We start from the raw sequence: 17,564 nt of genomic DNA, 5'->3' as shown, positions 1-17,564 counted from the left end.
CCAGCCCGGCGGACACCAGGCCGACGTTGCGCCCCGACCCGCCCTGCCCGGCCCGATGGGCTTCCAGCACAGCCACGCGCTTGCCTTGTTCGAGCAAGTGCACCGCCGCCGACAGCCCGGTGAAGCCTGCGCCGATCACACAGACATCCACCGTGATTTCACCGGTGAGCGCCGTATTTTCAGGCCTTTGCGGCGTCAGTTTTTCCCACAGACATTCTTCGCGTAACGGCATTGCCAGACTCCGGAAATGAAACCTAACCATCACACTATTCAGTGTGGGAGCGAGCTTGCTCGCGATGGCGGCGACACATTCAATGGCTATGTGACTGACAGACCGCTATCGCGAGCAAGCTCGCTCCCACAGGGGGTTCCCACAGGAACTTTTGTCGACTCAACCTCAGTCGAAGGTAATCCCCTGCGCCAACGGCAACTCCAGCGAGTAATTCACGGTGTTGGTCTGGCGGCGCATGTAGCCGCGCCAGGCGTCGGAACCGGATTCGCGACCGCCGCCGGTTTCTTTTTCGCCGCCGAACGCGCCGCCGATTTCCGCGCCGCTCGGGCCGATGTTGACGTTGGCGATGCCACAGTCGCTGCCCACGGCCGACATGAACTGCTCGGCTTCACGCACGTCGGTGGTGAAGATGCAGGACGACAGGCCCTGGGGCACGGCATTGTTCAAATGCAGGGCCTCGGCAAAGTCCTTGTAGCCGACCACGTACAGGATCGGCGCGAAGGTTTCATGGCGCACTACATCACTCTGCTCGGGCATCTCGACGATGGCCGGCGAGACGTAATAGGCATTCGGGAATTGGTCTTCAAGCTGGCGCTTGCCACCAAACACGCGACCGCCTTCGCTCAAGGCCTGCTCCAGCGCGTCCTGCATGCCCTCGAAGCTGTGCTTGTCGATCAGCGGTCCGACCAGGTTGCCTTCCAGCGGATGGCCAATGCGCACTTTCGAATAGGCGGCCTTGAGGCGGGTGACGATCTCTTCCTTCACCGACTCATGGGCAATCAGGCGACGCAGGGTGGTGCAACGCTGGCCGGCGGTGCCGACGGCGCTGAACAGGATGGCGCGCACGGCCATGTCCAGGTCGGCGCTCGGCGCCAGGATCATGGCGTTGTTGCCGCCCAGCTCCAGGATGCTGCGGGCGAAACGCGCGGCGACTTTCGGCGCCACTTCACGGCCCATGCGAGTGCTGCCGGTGGCGCTGATCAAGGCCACGCGCGGGTCATCCACCAAGGCTTCACCGGCATCGCGGCCACCGATGATCACCTGGCTCAGGTACGGTGGCGCGTCGCTGAAGTTCTTCAGCACGCGCTCGAACAGCGCCTGGCACGCCAGGGCGGTGAGCGGAGTCTTTTCCGAGGGTTTCCAGATCACCGAGTTGCCGCAGACCAGGGCCAGCGTGGTGTTCCAGGCCCAGACCGCGACGGGGAAGTTGAAGGCACTGATCACCCCGACCACGCCCAGCGGATGCCAGGATTCACGCATGTGGTGGCCCGGGCGTTCGGAGGCGATGGTCAACCCGTACAACTGGCGGGACAGGCCGACGGCGAAGTCGCAGATATCGATCATCTCTTGCACTTCACCCAGGCCTTCCTGGGTGATCTTGCCGGCTTCCCAGGACACCAGTTCGCCGAGATCGGCCTTGTATTCACGCAACAGATCGCCGAATTGACGCACCAGCTCGCCGCGACGCGGGGCCGGCACCTTGCGCCACAGGTCGAAGGCATGCTCGGCACGGCTGACCTGCTGCTCGACTTCAGCGGCGCCTTCCCAGTTCACAGCACCGATACGACTGCCATCGATAGGCGAATGCACCGGCTGTGCGCCGCCCTGGTACAAGGCCGGATTGACGCCCAGACGATCAAGCAATGCAGCAACCATGGGTAACTCCTCTAAACGAGCGATAAAAGATTGGCAGGCGGGCAATTACCCTCTGCTCAGGCCTCTAGTTTTAGCAGGCTCGAGTCTTGCCAAGAAACGACCATTAAGCGAGATATCATTCCGTTTATTCATGCTGCCCCTGACTCGATTTATAGAGCAACAAGAAAAAGGCCCTCGTCATGCTCAATAAGCGCTATTTACCGTCGATCACCGCCCTCCAGTGCTTCGAAGCCGTGACCCGCCACCTGAGCTTTACCCGTGCCGCCGAAGAGCTTCACCTGACCCAGAGTGCCGTCAGCAAACAGGTCGCCCAGCTCGAGGAATTGTTGCAGCACCTGCTGTTCCGGCGCGTGCGCCGTCGCTTGCAACTGACACCGGCCGGGGATTTGTATCTGGGGGAAGTACGAAAAATCCTCACCCAGGTGGAGATGTCTACCCATTACCTGCGGTCCTACGGTGGCGACACCGAAGTCCTGCGTGTTTCCACACCCCCGCCCTTTGGGGCTCGCTGGCTGGTCCCGCGCCTGAAAGGCTGGCGCCTGCGTCAGCCGAAAATTCATCTGGACCTGTGCAGCGAGCAGGAAGCCGACGACTTGCAGCAGGGGCGCAGCGACCTGGCGTTCTACTTCGGCCAGGGTTCACGTCCCGGCACCGAGTCCCTGAGACTGTTCGACGAGGAACTGGTGCCAGTCTGCGCGCCCGGCAGCCTACCCGGCCAGCCCTTCACCGACCCGACCCAATTGGCCGAGTTGGTGCTGCTGCAAAACGCCTCGCGACCCCAGGCCTGGCACGACTGGTTCGCCAGCCAGGGCTACCACACCGAACACAGCTACCACGGCCCGCGTTTCGAAACCTTCTACATGTGCATTCGCGCCGCCCAGGTCGGCTGTGGCGTCGCCCTGCTGCCACGGTTCCTGGTGGAAGAAGAACTGGCCGACGGCAAGCTGGTCATCCCCTGGCCCCACGCGATGCCCAGCACCAGCGCCTATTACCTGGCCTATCCGGAGCATTCGGCGGAAGTACCCAAGGTGCGGCTTTTCGTGGAGTGGATGCTGGAGCAGATCGCCAGCCCGGAGGTACCGCAATAACGGCACCCCACACAAAACCCGTGGCGAGGGAGCTTGCTCCCGCTCGGGTGCGAAGCACCCGCAAAAAAAGGGGAGCGCTTCGCACTCCAGCGGGAGCAAGCTCCCTCGCCACAGTAAGCGCGCTCCCGCAAAGGCCTGTGGACTGTTAAAAAATCGCTGGCAAAACCCACCAGGGTTATGCGCCACTAGCCCCTTCACTACAAACTGCCGAACTTCGCTGCCCACGGCTGCGGCCTGTCTGGAGAACCCTATGAGCGAGAGCGTATTTGCCGATCGTATCGTGCAGAACCTGCTCGACACCGACTTCTACAAACTGACGATGATGCAGGCGGTGCTGCACAACTACCCCAACGTCGAAGTCGAGTGGGAGTTCCGTTGCCGCAACAGCGAAGACCTGCGTCCGTACCTGGCGGAGATCCGCTTCCAGATCGAGCGCTTGGCGGAGTTGAACCTGAGCGCCGACCAGCTCGGTTTCCTGGAGCGCATCAGCTTCCTCAAGCCGGATTTCCTGCGGTTCCTGGGGCTGTTTCGCTTCAACCTGCGCTACGTGCACACCGGCATCGACAACGGCGAGCTGTTCATCCGCCTGCGCGGACCGTGGCTGCATGTGATCCTGTTCGAAGTGCCGCTGTTGGCCATCGTCAGCGAAGTGCGCAATCGCTATCGCTACCGTGAAGGCGTCCTGGAACAGACCCGCGAGCAGCTGTACCGCAAGTTCGACTGGTTGAGCGCCAACGCCAGCGCCGATGAGCTGTCCGAGCTGCAAGTCGCGGACTTCGGCACCCGTCGTCGGTTTTCCTTCCGCGTTCAGGAAGAAGTGGTCAACGTCCTCAAGCACGATTTTCCCGGGCGTTTCGTCGGCACCAGTAACGTCCACCTGTCCCGGGAACTGGACATGAAACCCCTCGGCACCATGGCCCACGAGTGGATCATGGCCCATCAGCAACTGGGCCCGCGGTTGATCGACAGCCAGATCGCCGCCCTCGATTGCTGGGTGCGTGAATACCGAGGCCTGCTGGGTATCGCACTCACCGATTGCATCACCATGGACGCCTTCCTCAAGGATTTCGATCTGTTCTTCGCCAAGCTGTTCGACGGCTTGCGCCATGACTCGGGCGACCCGGTGATCTGGGCTGAAAAAGCCATTGCCCACTACCACAAGCTCGGCATCGACCCGATGAGCAAGACCCTGGTGTTCTCCGATAGCCTGACATTGCCCAAATGCCTGGAGATTTTTCGGGCGTTGCGTGGTCGCATTAATGTCAGCTTCGGTATCGGCACCCACCTGACTTGCGACATCCCGGGTGTCGAGCCCATGAGCATCGTGCTTAAAATGATCAGCTGTGCCGGGCAACCCGTGGCCAAGATTTCCGATGAGCCCGGCAAGACCCACTGCAAGGACCCGAATTTCGTCGCCTACATGCGACACGTTTTCCAAGTACCTGCCGCCCTTTCAGACGCATCAAGCAAGGAGTGAATTCATGCAAGCCGTACAGCGTGAGATTGCTGAACAGCTCAAGGTCCAGCCACCGTTCGCCAATGACGCCGCCCTCAAGGCCGAAATCGCCCGGCGAGTGAGCTTTATCCAGGATTGCCTGGTCACTTCCGGGCTCAAGTCCCTCGTGCTGCGCATCAGCGGGGGCGTCGACTCGCTGACCGCCGGGCTGCTGGCCCAACGCGCCATGCGCGCACTGCGGGAGAAAACCGGCAACGCGGCCTACAAGTTCATCGCCGTGCGCCTGCCGTACGAAACCCAGTTCGACGAACATGAAGCCCAGGCCTGCGTGGACTTCATCGACCCGGACGAGCGCCATACCGTCAACATCGGCCCGGCGGTCAAGGCCTTGGCCGAGCAAGTCGCGGCGTTCGAGGGCAAGGCGGCGGTGTCGCGGGATTTCGTGCTGGGCAATACCAAGGCGCGGATGCGCATGGTGGCGCAGTACACCATCGCCGGCGCTGAGCAGGGCCTGGTGATCGGTACTGACCATGCGGCTGAAGCGGTCATGGGTTTCTTCACTAAGTTCGGTGACGGTGCCTGCGACCTGGCACCGTTGAGCGGCCTGGTGAAAAACCAGGTCCGGGCCATCGCCCGGGATTTTGGCGCGCCGGAATCGCTGGTGGAAAAAGTCCCCACCGCCGACCTTGAAGAGCTGTCACCCGGCAAGCCGGATGAAGCCTCCCACGGCGTGACCTACGCCGAGATCGATGCGTTCCTGCACGGCCAACCGGTTCGCGAAGAGGCAGCCAAAATCATTTGCGACACCTATCGCAAGACCGAGCACAAGCGCGTGATGCCGTACGCCCCGTAATCACCGCCAGGGGGAAGAGTTCCCCTTGTGGGAGCGAGCTTGCTCGCGACAGCGGTGGGTCAGCTTGCATGGATGTTGAATGCGCTGACGCCATCGCGAGCAAGCTCGGCTCCCACAGGATAGGCGGTGGTTACTTCAGGGTAACGGTGCCTTTCATCATCGAGATGTGGCCAGGGAACGAGCAGAAAAAGCCGTACTTCTCCGAAGCGCTGAGTTTCGACACGTCGAAGGTCACCGAGTCGGTTTCCTTGGCCCCAATGAGTTTGGTGTGGGCGATGACACGAACATCACCGTCCTTGAGGTAGTTCTTGTCGATACCGGCGCTCAGACCATCAGTGGCAATCGGCTGCATGTCAGCCTCTTTGCTCAGCACCCAGTTATGGCCCATGACGTTTTTCGGCAGGCTGCCCGAGTGCGTCAGCTCAACGGTGAACGTCTTGCAGCTCTTGTCGATCTCGATGGCCTTGGTGCTGAAGGACATCTGGTCGGTCGAGTCGATGGTGGTCTTGCACTCCGCTGCCATCAGTTGGCTGCTGGCCAGTGTCAACAGGGATACTGCTACAAGTTTGGCAAACATCATGAATCTCCAAGGCATGGTTAACAAAATTCCGTCAAAGGAAAAGACTGCCTGATTTTCCGGCAAGTTCCTATGACCTGAGTCAAAGATTGTATACAACTTAAGCCTATCAGCCTGATGGACAGAATCAACCAGCCAGAAGTATGAGACGGCCCTATGATCAGGCCCATCATCTTCTGGAGCGATCATCATGAACGTCAATAGCCTGCTGTGCAGCTTGCTCGCCGCCTACGCCTGCGGTGCCAGCGGTACCTACGAAAAGCCCCGGCGCGAGGTTTAAGTCCTTTGCGCAACACAGGCCAGGCTTTACTCTGGCGCGGTGACTGACCACGGAGTAAAGCATGTCCATCGCGTCTGTTTGTGTATTTTGCGGCGCCAGCACTGGCACCCATCCCGCGTATCGTGAAGCGGCGCAGGCCCTCGGCCGCGCCTTGGCGGAACGAAAACTGACCCTGGTCTACGGCGGCGGGGCCGTCGGCCTGATGGGGATTGTCGCGGATGCGGCCCTGGCGGCCGGCGGCGAAGTCATCGGCATCATCCCGCAAAGCCTGAAGGACAAGGAAATCGGCCACAGCGGCCTGACCCGCCTGGAAGTGGTGGACGGCATGCACGCCCGCAAGGCGCGCATGGCTGAACTCAGCGATGCCTTCATCGCCCTGCCCGGCGGCCTCGGCACGCTGGAGGAGTTGTTCGAAGTCTGGACGTGGGGCCAGCTTGGCTACCACGGCAAACCGCTGGGGCTGCTGGAAGTGAGCGGTTTCTACAGCAAGCTCACCGCTTTTCTCGATCATATCGTCGGTGAAGGCTTCGTCCGCGCGCCCCATCGTGACATGCGGCAAGTGAGCGAATCCCCGCAGAACCTGCTCGATGCCCTGGACGAATGGCAACCGTCCGTGCAGCCAAAGTGGGCCGAACAAAAACCCAGCTAACGGCTCGGCCCCGATACAGGGCAGAATATGCGCCGCTCAACCTCACCTTCGACCCCAGAGGATCGCCCATGGCCAAACCCAATTATTCCTTCGCCAAACGTCAGAGAGACTTGGCCAAGGAGCAGAAGAAAGAGGAAAAGCTCCAGCGCAAGAAAGCAACCGCCGATGAAGCAGCACTGAACCCCGACGCCGAGGGTGAAGTGGCGGCAGACGATGATGTCGATGCACCGAAAGATCAGGCCCCCGACGCCTGACTCCCCCAGGGCCCGATGATCCGATCCGGCCCCCCGGTTTTGTGTCCAGGACCGGCAGCCTCGCTGCCGGCCCTCACAACCTCAGCGCCTTGATAATCGACAGGCGATAACCCGCAGGCAGGTTCACCGGCAATTGGTCCGGCGCGAACAGCCCGATCTCCTTGTGCTCATGACTGATGGCCGGCACGAAACCGCCCAGCAACTGGCAGCGGTACGTGGAGATGAAGACGTGCTTGCCGGCAATGACCTCGAACAGGTACGAATCCAGCGGCTCCCCCACGCTCACTTCCACCGCCAGCTCCTCGGCGATCTCCCGTGCCAGGCATTGCGGCGCCGTTTCGCCCAGCTCGCTCCGCCCGCCGGGCAGCTCCCACTCATCCCGCTCGTTGAGCATCAGCACAACCAGGCCTTCGGGGGAGTGCAGCACGCCTTTGATGGACACCGGGAACATAACGGGACTCACTGTTAATGAGTGTTTCCTGTGGCGAGGGAGCTTGCTCCCGCTGGGCCGCGTAGCGGCCCCCCAGGTATTTGAGCGGTTGCTGCGCAACCGAGCGGGAGCAAGCTCCCTCGCCACAGGTATTTCACTGGGCAATTGATTCATGACTCCAGCGGCATCACCGTCACCCGCACTTCGGGATCATGCGTACCGCCCCCCAAGATCACCCCGCGCAACGGCGATACATCGGAAAAATCCCGGCCCCAGGCCAAGGTGATGTGTTCCAGCGCCGGCTGTACGTTATTGGTCGGGTCGAAATCCACCCAACCCAATACCGGGCAATACACCGAGACCCAGGCATGGGACGCATCGGCGCCAATCAGCCGGGGCTGGCCGGGCGGTGGCTGGGTCAGCAGGTAGCCGCTGACGTAACGTGCCGCCAAGCCGCGAGAGCGCACGCAGGCCAGCATCAAGTGGGCGAAGTCCTGGCAAACGCCCCGTCGCCGCTCCAGCACCTCCACCAGCGGCGTCGCCACCTGGGTTGCCTCGGCATCGAAGGTGAATTCCTCGAAGATCTTCTCCATCAACGCTCGAACGCCCACCATCAGCGGTCGCCCGGGCACAAAGCAGCTCTCGGAAAATTCAACGAAGCTGCGCTTGAGGTGCACGTAGGGTGACTCGAAACGGTAACGGCACGCCTCCAGCAATGGCGTCGCCAATGGCCGGCCCGTGTAGGTCAGCGCATTACAAGTCGACTCCCAGGCCGGGGACAGGTTGAAATCCAGCTCGGGGCGGGCCAGCACCTCGACGCTCAGGCGCGCATTGACCAACAGCTCGTCATGGGGCCGCTCGAAGGCCAGGCGGGTCAGCGGATTGCCGAACACATCCTGTTCATCGCGCCGAGCGGTCGGTTCCGGACTGATGTGCAGCTGTTGGTCAGTACAACGCTGCCAATCACAGGCCCGTGGCCATAGATGGGCAAGCTGCTGGGCCAGGGACACCGGGCTGTCGTAGTGGTAATGGGTGTCGTGGAGAATCTGGTAACAGGCGTTCATCAGACGGACACCGTGCGTTGGCTGACATCATCGACATGGGCGAAATGACGCAAGGCCAGGCGATCGGACACCTGGCCGCTGACATCGGCCACTTCCTGCAACAGGTCGGCCAGCCCATCGAGTGCGGCGCGCAGGCTGGCTTCACCGAACAACGGGTTCTCCAGGCAACGCAGGTCAAAGCGTGACAGGCGTGCGACCAGTTCCGGCAACGCGGTTTCCCGGGGCGCGGCGAAATCATCGTTCAAGCGCTTGAGGGTGCGGGCCACCAGTTTCAACTGGAAAAGCACCGCGTGGGGGTTCTGTTCGTCCAGCAGCAGCAAGTCCAGTACCGGAATCACCTGGGCCACCGCCAAATAGCGCGAGCGGTAGGTGATGCTGCTGTTACCCAGTTCCAGCAACCACTCCAGCCCGGCCTGGTCGAAGACCGCATCGCTGCGCAGGAACGCCGCCAGGCTGCTGCTGAGGAACTGCAGGCGCTCCAGGCGCCGGCCGATCATCAGGAAGCGCCAGCCTTCGTCGCGGGTCATGTCGTCCCGGGCGAAGCCGGACAGCGCCGCCAGGGACATCACCAACCGATTGAGGAAGTCCAGCAACTCGCCGAAATCCGCTTCCTCGGTTTCCAGCTCCATGGCTTCGCGCTGCACCTCCACCAGCGCCTGCCAGTTCTCCCGGGACAGCTTGCCGCGCACCTGCGAGGCGGCCCACTGCAAACGCTGGAGGTTGGAACGCAGGCTGAACGACCAGTCGTCCCCCAGCAGCGCCGCCAGCAAACGCTCGGGCAGCTCACCCTCTTCGGGCAGCAGCATCAGGCTTTCGCCCAAGGCCACCGCCGATTCCAAGGCCTGCGGATCATCGCCGTCGACATAACGCGCCAGCATGATCCGCAGCAACCGCGCGCTGCCATCGCAACGCTCGCAGTAGCGGCCGAACCAGAACAGGTTTTCCACCACCCGCGAAGGCAGGTACGGATCACGTCGAACCAGGTCATGAACCCCTACGGTTCGCTGGGCCTTCCATTGTTCACCGCCGGGGGCCTGTTCACTCAGCACCCAGGTGTCCTTGCTGGCGCCGCCGCGCTGCATCGACACCACTTCGGCGTCGGCCTCGGCGGCCACCCGGGTCAGGCCACCCGGCAGGACCCGATAATCGTCTTTCCCGGACACGGCATACATGCGCATGCCGATTGCCCTCGGCTGGATCTGGCCATCTTCGGCCTGCCACACCGGCGCCTGGGACAGCTGCGCCAGTTCCTGGGCGACATAGGCATAGGGCCGTGCCTGCATGCGCGCCGCCAGTTGGGCGCGCTGCGCCTCGCTCAGGTCGCGACCGAACACCGGGCTGAAACTCTGGGAAGGAAACGCCGGCTTGATCAACAAGTGCGGCAATTTTTCCAGGGCCTGGGCCAGCACCGGCGGCTCGCCGCACCACCAGGTGGCGATGGACGGCAGCAGCAGTTCTTCGCCGAACAGGTACTGGTTGATCTTCGGCAGGAACCCCAGCAGGCCCGGCGACTCCAGCACGCCACTGCCCAGGGCATTGGCTACCAGCACCCGGCCCTGGCGCACCGCTTCGAGCAAGCCCGGCACGCCGAGGGCCGAATCGGTGCGCAGCTCCAAGGGATCGCAGAAATCGTCGTCGAGCCGACGCATGATGGCATGGACCCGGCGCAGGCCGCTGAGGGTCTTGAGATAGACCGTGGCATCGCGGACGGTCAGGTCGCCGCCTTCCACCAGCGGATAGCCCAGTTGGCGCGCCAGGTAAAGATGCTCGAAATAGCTTTCGTTGAACCGCCCCGGTGTCAACAGCACCACCAGCGGCGACTCGCCGTCGCTGGGCGCTTGTCGCGCCAGGGTTTCCTGCAAGGTGCGGAAAAAACCGGACAGGTGCCGCACCTTGAGGTCGCGGTACAAGTCAGGGAAGGCGCGGGAAACGATCGTGCGATTTTCCAGCGCGTACCCGGCCCCCGAAGGCGCCTGGGTCCGGTCCGCCGTGACCCACCAGCGACCATCGGGCGTGCGTGCCAGATCCACCGCGTACAAGTGCAGGAAGCTGCCGTCCGGTGGCGCGATGCCCTGGCAAGGCCAGAGGAAATTGTTGTGCCCGAAGACCAACTCCGCCGGCAACAACCCTTCACTGATCAGCCGCTGCGGCCCATACAGGTCGGCCAGCACCGCATTGAGCAGTCGCGCACGCTGGGCAATCCCAGCTTGCAGATGCTTCCATTCCTGCGGGTCGATCACGTGGGGCAGCAGGTCCAGTTCCCATGGCCGGTCGGCGCCTTTCGGATCGGCGTAGACGTTGTAGGTCACGCCGTTTTCCTGGATCTGCCGGGCCAGCAGGGCCTGACGCTGCAACAGCTGGGCCGGCGTGCTGCGCTGCAGCTGGTCGAACAGCCGCCGCCAGTGCGCACGCACCGCACCGCTGTCGTCCAGCAATTCGTGATAGGTGCCCGTCGTCAGCGGGTAACGGTCAAGCAGGTCAGGCATGGAAAGCTCGGCAGACAGCAATGAAAGGTGAGACTAGCGCAAGCGCATGACGCCCGGATAGGTGTGTTTGTGTTGGATCCGACCTGGGCTTTGAGAATGCAATCAATGTGGCGAGGGAGCTTGCTCCCGCTCGGTTGCGCAGCAGCCCCAAGATTTTACGGTCGCTGCGCAACCGAGCGGGAGCAAGCTCCCTCGCCACGGGTTTATTTATTTTTTTGAGGCCCCCTGAAATCGTCGCAGATCGAGCGTGAGCGGAAACTCGTCATCCACCGCCAGGCTCGGTATCGGCAGTTTCCCCGGCGTATGGCCGAGCCGGAAGAAGCGCGCCATCCGCCGGCTCTCAGCCTCGTTGGCATTCACCGGCAAGCTGTCATAGTTGCGCCCGCCCGGATGGGCCACGTGATACTGGCAGCCGCCCACGGAACGTTGCATCCAGGTGTCGAGCACGTCGAAAACCAACGGCGCATGCACCGGGATGGTCGGTTGCAGGCAGTTGGCCGGTTGCCAGGCGCGGAACCGCACCCCGGCGACGAACTCGCCGACCCGACCGGTCGGTTGCAACGGCACCGCAACACCGTTGCAGGTCAGCAGATAGCGTTGCGGCGCCAGACCGCTGAGCTTGACCTGCAAACGCTCCAGGGACGAATCCACATAACGCACGGTACCGCCCACCGCGCCCTCTTCTCCCAGCACATGCCAAGGTTCCAGGGCTTGGCGCAACTGCAGCTCGATACCGTTGACCGCGTAATCGCCCACCTTGGGAAAACGGAACTCCAGGTGCGCGGCGAACCACTCGGCCCGCAGCGGGTAGCCGACGGCGTTCAGTTCGTGGATGACGTCGGCAAAATCCTGCTCGATAAAGTGCGGCAACAGGAAACGGTCATGCAGCTCGGTGCCCCAACGCGCCAGTTTCGCCGGCGCATACGGCTCGCGCCAGAACCGCGCCACCAGTGCCCGCAGCAGTAACTGCTGGGCCAGGCTCATGCGGGCGTGGGGCGGCATCTCGAACGCGCGCAACTCCAACAGGCCGAGACGCCCGGTGGCGCCGTCCGGTGAATAGAGCTTGTCGACGCAGAATTCGGCACGGTGGGTGTTGCCGGTCACGTCGATCAACAGGTTGCGCAGCAAGCGGTCCACCAACCACGGCGGGCATTCCTCGCCGGGCTGGGGCATTTGCGCGAAGGCGATTTCCAGCTCGTACAACGCGTCGTTGCGCGCCTCGTCCACGCGGGGCGCCTGGGACGTCGGGCCGATGAACAATCCGGAAAACAAGTAGGACAACGACGGGTGGTTATGCCAGTAGCTGATCAGGCTGCGCAGCAGGTCGGGACGCCGCAGGAACGGTGAATCCGCCGGTGTCGCGCCACCCAGTACGAAATGGTTGCCGCCACCGGTACCGGTGTGCCGGCCATCGATCATGAATTTCTCGGTGGTCAGCCGGGTCTGTCGCGCTTCTTCGTACAAAAACTCAGTGCGTTCGACCAGCTCATCCCAGCTTGCCGAGGGCTGCACGTTGACCTCGATCACACCAGGGTCGGGGGTGATGCGGAAATTGCTCAGGCGCGGGTCGCTTGGCGGCTCGTAGCCCTCCACCAGCACCGGACAGTGCAGCTCCTCAGCCGTCGCCTCGATGGCACTGACCAACTCCAGGTAATCCTCGACCCGCTCCAGCGGCGGCATGAACAGATAAAGCCGACCTTCGCGGGCCTCGGCACAGAAGGCGGTGCGGGTCAGCCAGGCGGCGGATTTGTCGATCTCCGGGACACGCTCCTGCTCGGCCGCCGACTCGCCGTGACGCGCCAACTGCTCGGTGCCGGGCAGTTCGGGCAAGGCCTGGTTCGGGTCGGTGGGATGGATGAACGGGTACTCGGCCGCCGTCACCCAAGGCTGGGACGCCAGCGGCAAGCGATAGCCCAGGGGCGAATCCCCCGGCACCAGGCGACAGTGGTTGTCCCGCAGGTACCAGCGACCGCTTTGCCATTGATCGCCCTTGGCGGTGCGGGCCAACGGCAGGACCTGGCCGATGACCGTGTCCAGGCCCTGGCTGAAGACCTTGCGCAACCGCGCACGCTCCAAGGCATCCTCCAGGCGCGGGTCCTCGGCCGTGACGTTCGAAGGCAACGCACCTTCGCGCCAGAGGTAATAGAAATTATCTTCGTAGGCCGGGAACACGAACCGCGCAGGAATTTTCAAACGCTCGGCAACGCTTGCCAGGAAGCGTCCAGCGAGTTCGCCATCGGCGCCGTAATCTTGCTGCTCGTCGGCGATCAACGCGCTGTTGTGCCAGATCGGCACCCCGTCGCGCCGCCAATAACAATTCAGCGACCAACGCGGCAATTGCTCGCCGGGGTACCACTTGCCCTGGCCGAAATGCACCAACCCCTTGGGCGCGTAGTGGTTGCGCATGCGCTGGAACAGCTCGGCGGAGAGCCGGCGCTTGTCCGGCCCAAGTGCCGCGGTGTTCCACTCGGCGCCGTCCGGGTCATCGATGGAGACAAAGGTCGGTTCGCCCCCCATGGTCAGGCGCACGTCGCCCTCCAGCAGGTCGGCATCGATCTGCCGCCCCAGGGCCTGGATCGCCAGCCATTGCGCATCGGTGTAAGGCTTGGTTACCCGCGGCGCTTCCCAGACCCGCTCGACGGACATTTCGTGGCTGAACTCGCACTCGCACGGTTCCACCAGGCCGCTGATCGGTGCCGCCGAGGACGGATCGGGACTACAGGCCAACGGAATGTGTCCTTCACCGGCGAACAACCCAGAGGTCGCATCCAGGCCGATCCAGCCGGCACCGGGCAGGTAGACCTCGCACCAGGCATGCAGGTCGGTGAAATCCACGTCGGTGCCGGACGGGCCATCGAGGCTCTTCACGTCAGCGGTCAACTGGATCAGGTAACCGGAGACAAACCGCGCGGCCAAGCCGAGGTTTCGCAGCAACTGGACCAACAGCCACGCCGAGTCGCGGCACGAGCCGGACGCGTGCTCAAGGGTGTGCTCCGGGGTCTGGACACCGGGCTCCATGCGGATCAGGTAGTTGATGTCTTCGCTCAGGCGCTGGTTGAGCGCCACCAGGAAATCCACCGCCGGCAACGGCGTACGGTCGATACCGTCCAGATAAGCCTGGAACCTCGGCGTCAGCGGCAGGGTTTCCAGGTAAGGCGCCAGCTCCTTGCGTTCGTCAGCCGCGTAGGCGAACGGAATCTTCTCGGCGTAGGGCTCGAGGAAGAAGTCGAACGGATTGAACACCGCCATTTCCGCCAGCAGGTCGACTTCGATCCGCATCTCCCGGGTTTTCTCGGGAAACACCAACCGCGCCAGGTAATTGCCCTGGGGGTCCTGCTGCCAGTTGATGAAATGCTGCTCGGGCGAAACCTTCAGCGCATAGGAAAGGATCCGCGTGCGGCTGTGGGCCGCCGGGCGCAGGCGAACGATCTGCGGGCCGAGTTCGACCGCGCGGTCGTAGCGGTAATGCGTGACGTGATGCAATGCGACATGGATCGACACGACGTGCCTCCTGCGAGCCTGAGCGGTAACGAAAGCGGCGCAAGACTTATGCCATGCAGGCAGGCCGGACACTTTCTTTGTCTACTCAAGGCAGTAGAGCACTAAAAACGCGCGATGCCCGAATTCATCTGCAACGCAATGCACATAAATGCGGCGCTGGCCGTGCGAATTGACTCAACGGCGCGGGCGTGGGGCCTTGGCGGCCTGGATGATGAGTTCGCGCTGACGGCGGACTTCTACCAGTTTGCCGCGCATCTCCCGGTGGCGTCTGCTGTTGAGCAGCAGCAACGCAAGCAACGGGAACAGCAGGCTCAAACTGTAAATCAACCTATCAGGCCGATAAGCGATCGTGGGCAGGACGCCAAAAAAACACAGCCCCAAGACTCCAACCATCGGCCACATCCAAACGGGGCGCCCACGAGCAATCATGAAGTTGCAATGCACGATGACAAGCGTAAGCGCGACGCCCCCAAAAAAAGACCACTTCACGTTATCCGCCAATGAAAGATCTTGAAAATAACTTTCAAAAAAAAGGGGAACAGCAAAAACCAGAGCGAAGCCCGACGCAAATATCGCGCCCATGAAGACCGGAAAATATTGGATGAGAAAACCCCGAACACTGGGCTGTCCATTCATTCTTCGATCTCCTCGTACAACCCCACTGCAATGGTCCGGACATTCCCGGAAATCGCGCTTCCAGTGAAGCCGATGGCGGCTCCCAGGGCATCCCGAATCTGTGTGACGGTGGCATGCCTGACTTGAGTGGGCGTAAAGCGCTTGGGTAGCTCGCCAGACAACTGCTTGAGTTTGAGCAGTTTGGAGGTCAGGCGAGGGTCTTGGATACTCAGCAATTCTTTGGTCAGTTTTGCTCGCTCCTGTCGGTTCAGACCCCGGAGCACCTCCCTCACACTTTTGCCCGTGGCAGCTTTATTCAACCTGACCAGTTTGAGAGTCGTCAGCGACGATGCCCCGACCCCAACCAACGCCGCAGCATCCAGCACAATCATGGTGTTCTGGTACCAGGCCTCACTGTCGAGCTGATCGTTTAGTGCCGGGTTACTGATTTCATTGCGCATGCGATAACCGCTCGCAAAACATTGCGCAGTGCTGGCCGCGGCGGCGGTATAACCCAACACAGCGATCGCGGTGCTGGCCCCTGCTGAAAATGGGATAGCTACAGAACCGCTGAGGACCACGACCCAACCGATAACGGCCCCCGCGCACGACAAGGACGTATTGATCGCTTCGCCGACCAATCGCGATTCCCGTGGATTGTCCTGGACCTGCTGAGCGAACTGAGCCGGCGCGATGTATTTCTGCGCCTCGCGCAAAATGATCCGCTTGGGCTTGATGCTGCAGATCGGCTTGAACTCACGCAGGGTCACTACATTGAACTCGGCGTCGATATACACCACGCCTGCACCGACGATACTCGGATCGGCATCAATGGAGGCAAACAGGCGTGGCAGGTTGATTTGGCTTTCAATGCGGCGGCGGGCCATCATTTGGGAGATGCTGTTGTCCATGCCGATGCCGGGTAACGGAGTGCTCATATGAATCGTCCTTGAGAATCGGAAAAAGTAAGTCTTTATCCACACACAATACTGTGGCGAGGGAGCTTGCTCCCGCTCGGCGGCGAAGCCGTCGTAAACCGGGCGGCACGGTCTAGCTGGAAACCTTGTATGGGATTGTTTGGGGCCGCTTCGCAGCCCAGCGGGAGCAAGCTCCCTCGCCACAAAGGCTATGCGGGCGCCACGATAACAAACGGCCAGCACCGCCGCTAGAAAGCAAAACGCCAGCACTCAAGGCTGGCGTTTTGCGAGGCGGCAGGGCGATCAGCGCGGCACGACGGGCTTGCGCGCTGGTTTCGGTCCCTTGCCCTTGGCGGCATCCTTGCGTTCCTTGGCGGCTTGCTGGTTGCGGGCGAATGCCGCGGCCTTGGCCTGCTCGCGCTTGTCCCATGGGTTGCCACCGTCGCTGGCCCGCGGCGGCAGGCCGGTGTGCTGGGTCAGGATCTTGGTGGTTTCCTTGCCCACCTTGTGGCTACCAGCTGGCGTCGAGTTCTTGCGACGGGCGCTCTGGTAGCTGTCGGTGGCCGGCTGGTGCAACGGAATCAACTGGTTCTTGCCCGGTCCGATCAGGTCGGCGCGGCCCATGCGGGTCAGCGCTTCGCGCAGCATCGGCCAGCCTTTCGGGTCGTGATACCGCAGGAAAGCCTTGTGCAGGCGGCGCTGCTCCTCGCTCTTGACGATGGTCACCCCGGCGCTCTTATAGGTGACCTTGCGCAGCGGATTCTTGCCCGAGTGATACATGGCGGTGGCGGTGGCCATCGGCGACGGATAGAACGCCTGCACCTGGTCGGCCCGGAAGCCGTTGCCCTTGAGCCACAGCGCCAGGTTCATCATGTCTTCGTCGGTGGTGCCCGGGTGGGCGGCGATGAAGTACGGAATCAGGTACTGCTCTTTCCCGGCTTCCTTGGTGTACTTCTCGAACATCCGCTTGAACTTGTCATAGCTGCCGATGCCCGGCTTCATCATCTGGTTGAGCGGACCTTCCTCGGTGTGTTCCGGGGCGATCTTCAGGTAACCGCCGACGTGGTGGGTCACCAGCTCCTTGACGTATTCCGGCGACTCGACCGCCAGGTCGTAGCGCAGGCCAGAAGCGATCAGGATCTTCTTCACCCCAGGCAAGGCCCGGGCGCTGCGGTACAGCTGGATCAGCGAAGAATGGTCGGTATTGAGGTTAGGGCAGATGCCAGGGAACACACAGGACGGCTTGCGACACGCGGATTCGATTTCCGGGCTCTTGCAGGCAATGCGGTACATGTTCGCGGTCGGCCCGCCGAGGTCGGAAATCACCCCAGTGAAACCTGGAACCTTGTCGCGGATCTCTTCGATCTCGCGAATGATCGACTCTTCGGAACGGTTCTGGATGATCCGGCCTTCGTGCTCGGTGATCGAGCAGAAGGTGCAGCCACCAAAGCAACCGCGCATGATGTTCACCGAGAAACGGATCATCTCGTAGGCCGGGATCTATTC

General features: G+C 62.2%; 14 protein-coding genes and 1 pseudogene. 5 read left to right on the top strand and 10 right to left on the bottom strand.

Annotation, left to right across the window (positions count from 1 at the left end; all coding sequences use genetic code 11):
• Window positions 1-232: NAD(P)/FAD-dependent oxidoreductase (locus HGO40_RS27595; protein ID WP_250965616.1), on the bottom strand; the 232-nt coding region annotated here is incomplete at its 3' end.
• Window positions 233-397: 165 nt separating this feature from the next.
• Window positions 398-1,888 carry an L-piperidine-6-carboxylate dehydrogenase gene (amaB, locus tag HGO40_RS27590; protein WP_186707830.1) on the bottom strand — a complete coding sequence of 497 codons (1,491 nt, stop codon included), beginning with the start codon at window positions 1,886-1,888 and terminating at the stop codon, window positions 398-400.
• A 179-nt stretch (window positions 1,889-2,067) separates the two neighbouring features.
• Between amaB and HGO40_RS27585 the strand changes: the two genes are divergently transcribed.
• The 3 genes from HGO40_RS27585 to nadE all read left to right on the top strand — a co-directional run bounded on the left by HGO40_RS27585 (window position 2,068) and on the right by nadE (window position 5,285).
• Window positions 2,068-2,976: a LysR family transcriptional regulator gene (locus tag HGO40_RS27585; protein ID WP_250965615.1), complete on the top strand. Its 909-nt coding sequence runs from the start codon at window positions 2,068-2,070 to the stop codon at window positions 2,974-2,976.
• Window positions 2,977-3,226: 250 nt separating this feature from the next.
• Window positions 3,227-4,453, top strand: coding sequence for a nicotinate phosphoribosyltransferase (gene pncB / locus HGO40_RS27580; RefSeq protein WP_250965614.1), 1,227 nt, complete (start codon window positions 3,227-3,229; stop codon window positions 4,451-4,453).
• A 4-nt stretch (window positions 4,454-4,457) separates the two neighbouring features.
• Window positions 4,458-5,285: an NAD(+) synthase gene (gene nadE / locus HGO40_RS27575; RefSeq protein WP_250965613.1), complete on the top strand. Its 828-nt coding sequence runs from the start codon at window positions 4,458-4,460 to the stop codon at window positions 5,283-5,285.
• Between the two features lie 130 nt (window positions 5,286-5,415).
• Here nadE and azu read toward each other — a convergent pair whose 3' ends face one another.
• Entirely contained in the window at window positions 5,416-5,862 is a 447-nt protein-coding gene (gene azu / locus HGO40_RS27570) for an azurin (RefSeq protein ID WP_250965612.1), read from the bottom strand.
• Between the two features lie 341 nt (window positions 5,863-6,203).
• On the opposite strand from azu, the gene HGO40_RS27565 reads away from it, so the two are divergent.
• Together HGO40_RS27565 and HGO40_RS27560 are read left to right on the top strand one after the other, a co-directional pair.
• The gene (locus tag HGO40_RS27565; protein ID WP_250965611.1) at window positions 6,204-6,791 is read left to right on the top strand and encodes a cytokinin riboside 5'-monophosphate phosphoribohydrolase; all 588 of its coding nucleotides are present in this window, start codon (window positions 6,204-6,206) and stop codon (window positions 6,789-6,791) included.
• 68 nt (window positions 6,792-6,859) lie between these two features.
• Window positions 6,860-7,045 (top strand): hypothetical protein, encoded by a 186-nt coding sequence (locus HGO40_RS27560; RefSeq protein ID WP_186707843.1) that lies wholly within the window; start codon window positions 6,860-6,862, stop codon window positions 7,043-7,045.
• Between the two features lie 73 nt (window positions 7,046-7,118).
• Here HGO40_RS27560 and HGO40_RS27555 read toward each other — a convergent pair whose 3' ends face one another.
• The 7 genes and pseudogenes from HGO40_RS27555 to HGO40_RS27525 all read right to left on the bottom strand — a co-directional run.
• Complete coding sequence (locus tag HGO40_RS27555; RefSeq protein WP_284739245.1) at window positions 7,119-7,496, bottom strand: NUDIX hydrolase; 378 nt, start codon at window positions 7,494-7,496, stop codon at window positions 7,119-7,121.
• A 149-nt stretch (window positions 7,497-7,645) separates the two neighbouring features.
• Entirely contained in the window at window positions 7,646-8,539 is an 894-nt protein-coding gene (locus HGO40_RS27550) for a transglutaminase family protein (RefSeq protein ID WP_250965610.1), read from the bottom strand.
• The gene (locus tag HGO40_RS27545; RefSeq protein WP_250965609.1) at window positions 8,539-11,025 is read right to left on the bottom strand and encodes a circularly permuted type 2 ATP-grasp protein; all 2,487 of its coding nucleotides are present in this window, start codon (window positions 11,023-11,025) and stop codon (window positions 8,539-8,541) included. Before HGO40_RS27545 ends, HGO40_RS27550 begins: the two co-directional genes overlap by 1 nt.
• Before the next feature lie 207 nt (window positions 11,026-11,232).
• Window positions 11,233-14,526, bottom strand: coding sequence for a transglutaminase family protein (locus tag HGO40_RS27540; protein ID WP_250965608.1), 3,294 nt, complete (start codon window positions 14,524-14,526; stop codon window positions 11,233-11,235).
• A 174-nt stretch (window positions 14,527-14,700) separates the two neighbouring features.
• The gene (locus tag HGO40_RS27535) at window positions 14,701-15,162 is read right to left on the bottom strand and encodes a hypothetical protein (RefSeq protein WP_250965607.1); all 462 of its coding nucleotides are present in this window, start codon (window positions 15,160-15,162) and stop codon (window positions 14,701-14,703) included.
• Window positions 15,159-16,079, bottom strand: a complete 921-nt coding sequence (gene ssp4 / locus HGO40_RS27530) for an Ssp4 family T6SS effector (RefSeq protein ID WP_250965606.1) — start codon at window positions 16,077-16,079, stop codon at window positions 15,159-15,161. Before ssp4 ends, HGO40_RS27535 begins: the two co-directional genes overlap by 4 nt.
• A gap of 282 nt (window positions 16,080-16,361) precedes the next feature.
• Window positions 16,362-17,558, bottom strand: a pseudogene (locus HGO40_RS27525) (DUF3362 domain-containing protein); the annotation flags it as partial.
• Window positions 17,559-17,564: the final 6 nt, after the last annotated feature.

This window comes from Pseudomonas sp. CG7 (assembly GCF_023701885.1).
GTDB lineage: Bacteria > Pseudomonadota > Gammaproteobacteria > Pseudomonadales > Pseudomonadaceae > Aquipseudomonas > Aquipseudomonas zanjanensis.
This window is presented reverse-complemented; position numbering and strand designations above follow the sequence as displayed.